Annotated in this window: 3 protein-coding genes and 3 pseudogenes; all 6 read left to right on the top strand. The window is 51.8% G+C overall.

Annotated elements, in window-relative coordinates:
• Nucleotides 1–833 (top strand): annotated as a pseudogene (locus tag RRF55_RS26905) (VENN motif pre-toxin domain-containing protein); the annotation flags it as partial.
• A gap of 39 nt (nucleotides 834–872) precedes the next feature.
• Nucleotides 873–1,250: a polymorphic toxin type 50 domain-containing protein gene (locus tag RRF55_RS26900; RefSeq protein WP_074386683.1), complete on the top strand. Its 378-nt coding sequence runs from the start codon at nucleotides 873–875 to the stop codon at nucleotides 1,248–1,250.
• Between the two features lie 14 nt (nucleotides 1,251–1,264).
• Nucleotides 1,265–1,564, top strand: coding sequence for a hypothetical protein (locus RRF55_RS26895; protein WP_032105472.1), 300 nt, complete (start codon nucleotides 1,265–1,267; stop codon nucleotides 1,562–1,564).
• A 127-nt stretch (nucleotides 1,565–1,691) separates the two neighbouring features.
• A pseudogene (locus RRF55_RS26890) lies at nucleotides 1,692–2,858 on the top strand (VENN motif pre-toxin domain-containing protein); the annotation flags it as partial.
• Nucleotides 2,845–3,147: a hypothetical protein gene (locus tag RRF55_RS26885; RefSeq protein ID WP_050597796.1), complete on the top strand. Its 303-nt coding sequence runs from the start codon at nucleotides 2,845–2,847 to the stop codon at nucleotides 3,145–3,147. The pseudogene RRF55_RS26890 and the gene RRF55_RS26885, both read left to right, overlap by 14 nt.
• 169 nt (nucleotides 3,148–3,316) lie before the next feature.
• Nucleotides 3,317–3,387, top strand: a pseudogene (locus RRF55_RS26880) (outer membrane protein assembly factor BamE); the annotation flags it as partial.

Genomic DNA, 3,387 nt, shown 5'->3' with positions numbered 1-3,387 from the left:
GCGCCCTGCTGGCGGGTGGCGGCAGCAAAGGCCATGCGGAAGGTACGACGCAGTCGGCGGTATCCGAGGGCACTATCACCATCCGTGACAGGGAGAATCAGAAGCAGGATGTGGCTGACCTGAGTCGCGATGCGGAACACGCCAGCGGCAGTATCGGGCCGATATTTGACAAGGAGAAGGAGCAGCGGCGCCTGCAGGAAGTGCAGCTGACAGGGGAGATTGGCAGCCAGGCGGCAGATATTGCGCGCACGCAGGGCGAGATAGCAAAACAGAAGGCGATAAAAGACCCTGCAGCCCTGACGGCGGCGGAAGCGAAGCTGAAGGCAGAGGGTAACAGCAGTCCGACGGCAGAACAGATTGCGGACCAGGCGGGTCGTACCGCGATGGCTGCATACGGAACCGGCAGTGACCTGCAGCGAGGTATCCAGGCAGCCACGGCAGCGCTGCAGGGACTGGCGGGCGGTGATATCGCCGGGGCGCTGGCAGGGGCATCGGCGCCGGAGCTGGCGAATCTTATCGGTCACGGTTCAGGGCTGAGTGACGGTGCCGCAGTGGTGGCGCACGCCATCCTGGGCGGTGCGGTGGCGGCGCTGCAGGGCAACAGTGCCGCGGCGGGCGCAGCGGGCGCGGCAGCAGGTGAACTGGCCGCAAAGGCTATAGCAGGCATGCTGTATCCGGGCGTGACGGACTTGTCCACGCTGACGGAAGCACAGAAGCAGACGGTCAGTAGGCTGGCCACTATTTCAGCAGGAATGGCAGGCGGTCTGGCCGGGGACAGTACGGCGTCAGCCGTGGCGGGCGCGCAGGCCGGGAAGAACGCGGCGGAGAATAACTCGCTGAGTAAGAAAGATAAGATCTTCGATATCAACCCGATGCTGAAGATAGGTATTGAAGGGGCTGATGGCGATCCGCTGAAAGGCGGTGGTGGGATTGGTAAGTTTACGATTAATAAAGGACAACAGAACAAACACTTACCTGGAACTAATGAGTATAAAATAGCATCGGAAGCAGGTTTGAATAAAAGTATTCTTACTGTCTCACCTGATTTATTTTTACCCAAATTGGGAACTGGTCAGCAGGTAGGTAATACCCCAGTCGGTACCCCTGGTTCTAAGGAACGAATAAACTATGGTCAAAATATTGGAAACTATATTGACCCTCAGACTGGAGTGTCCACACCGACAACAAACGGCATAGTTCACTATGGTAAAAATGGTGTGCATATTGTTCCTGCAAGACCATCAGAGTAACTAAGGAATATATAATGGTTTTATATGATTCAAATGTGTATTTAAAACTTTCAGTGCAAAGAGCTTTATTTGGAAATGTGACTCCTAATATCAGAGCTGTTGTTGCTGAATTATCAGGTAAGAACATTAGCTTACTATTTTATTTTGATGGACAAATTGATGATGATGATAAAGAGCTAGTGTCAGTAATAGAAACTGAAATTATTGCTGATTTTGATGAAGATTTTACTGTTGACACGACGGTTAAGCGTCTTGATCCCCCACAACCGATAAAAAATAAAAATGGTTTACTGATATACATAAGAAAAGAGTAAAAAGAAGATCCCGACGAATTCCGGATCTTCTTTTTAACCGTCATTTTTTCGGCAACCCGTTGACGTTGCTAAGCCCCTACGGTAATTCCTTGGATTAACCAAGGTTCATCCGGCAATGTCAGCGGAGCAGCTGAAAGAGACGCAGACGTACAAAGATGAACAGGCGAAATACGGCACGGGCAGCGATATCCAGCGGGGTATCCAGGCAGCCACGGCAGCGCTGCAGGGACTGGCGGGCGGTGATATCGCCGGGGCGCTGGCAGGGGCATCGGCGCCGGAGCTGGCGAATCTTATCGGTCACGGTTCAGGGCTGAGTGACGGTGCCGCGGTGGTGGCGCACGCTATCCTGGGCGGTGCGGTGGCGGCGCTGCAGGGCAACAGTGCGGCGGCGGGCGCAGCGGGCGCGGCAGCAGGTGAACTGGCCGCGAAGGCGATTGCTGGTATGCTGTATCCGGGCGTGACGGACTTGTCCACGCTGACGGAAGCACAGAAGCAGACGGTCAGTAGGCTGGCCACTATTTCAGCAGGAATGGCAGGCGGTCTGGCCGGGGACAGTACGGCGTCAGCCGTGGCGGGCGCGCAGGCCGGGAAGAACGCGGCGGAGAATAATGCGCTAAGCGATATTGCAGAGCAACTTGCTTCGGGGCAATCACCGGCGGATAAACTCGACAAGCTGAATAAGGCAGAAGAAGAGCGATTCAGGCGGGAAGAATGCGCCGGATTAAGTTCAGACGCCTGTGGTGCCAAAATGTACGACCAGCGCCGGGAAGCCCTGAAGGATATGGCTTCGCTTGGTGCGGACTTCTTGCCCATTGTTGGGGATATCAAGGGCTTTGCGGAAGCGGAATCTGCAATAGATTATTTGGCCGCTGTAATAGGGATATTTCCGGGGTTAGGTGACGGAGCAGGTAAAGCGATTAAAGCAGCAGAGACGGCGCTGAAGAAAGGGGATGTTGCTGAAGCGTCTAAGCTGATCAATAAGGCCAGTGATGAAGTATCTGCAACACTCCCTATGGGAAGTAGATACAATCAGATGAATCAGCCTAAAAACCCGTCGTATCAACCTGTCAGGAACCAACCCGCTACGATTAGTAACAGAGAATATTCTGGTCATGCATTGGACAGAATGCAGGACAGAGGAATAACTCCATCCGTTATTGAAAATGTGATTAAAAATGGAAAATCAACTCCCAGCCGGAATGGCACAACAGTACATTTTGATCCTAAGAATAAAGTATCTGTGGTTACAAATTCATCTGGAAGGGTGGTAACAGTTAAATATGGCGATAAGTAAGAAAGACATTATTTGTGAATATGCACTGAGTTCGCTGAACGATGTTGCTAGTTTTGCGAAATTTGTCAGTTATGCAGAAGATCTGGTGCAGTTGAATGAGTTGTTCAGGGATGAGCAAAGCAAAGAGGATTATCAGCAAATATGGTTCGAGTTGGAAATTATTAATGCGCTTGCTTTGTCTGAATGGGAAAGTGAAGGTTGCCCGGCAGACTGGCAGGCTCGCTGGGAATTAGATTTTAAGCAGGATGCGTGCCATGTAATGGATGAATTACTCAATACACTGAAATGAATATCAGATCCCGGCCCACTCAGGCCGGGATCGTGTTATCAGCGTTATACTCCCAAAAAATGTCCCTTGCCGAGGGTGGTTGACGGAAAAAGAGAGGGGGGAAAAAAGAAAGAGGGGAAGGAAAAAGGGGAGGAAAAAAGAAAAAAGGGAAGAAGGAGGGGAAAAGAGGGAAAGAGGGGTGTACAGTCCTGACATCAACCAGGGTAACTATCTGGCACCAAACGATGTAGCAAAAATTCG

This window comes from Klebsiella sp. K47 (genome assembly GCF_051858335.1).
Lineage (GTDB): Bacteria > Pseudomonadota > Gammaproteobacteria > Enterobacterales > Enterobacteriaceae > Klebsiella > Klebsiella pneumoniae.
This window is presented reverse-complemented; position numbering and strand designations above follow the sequence as displayed.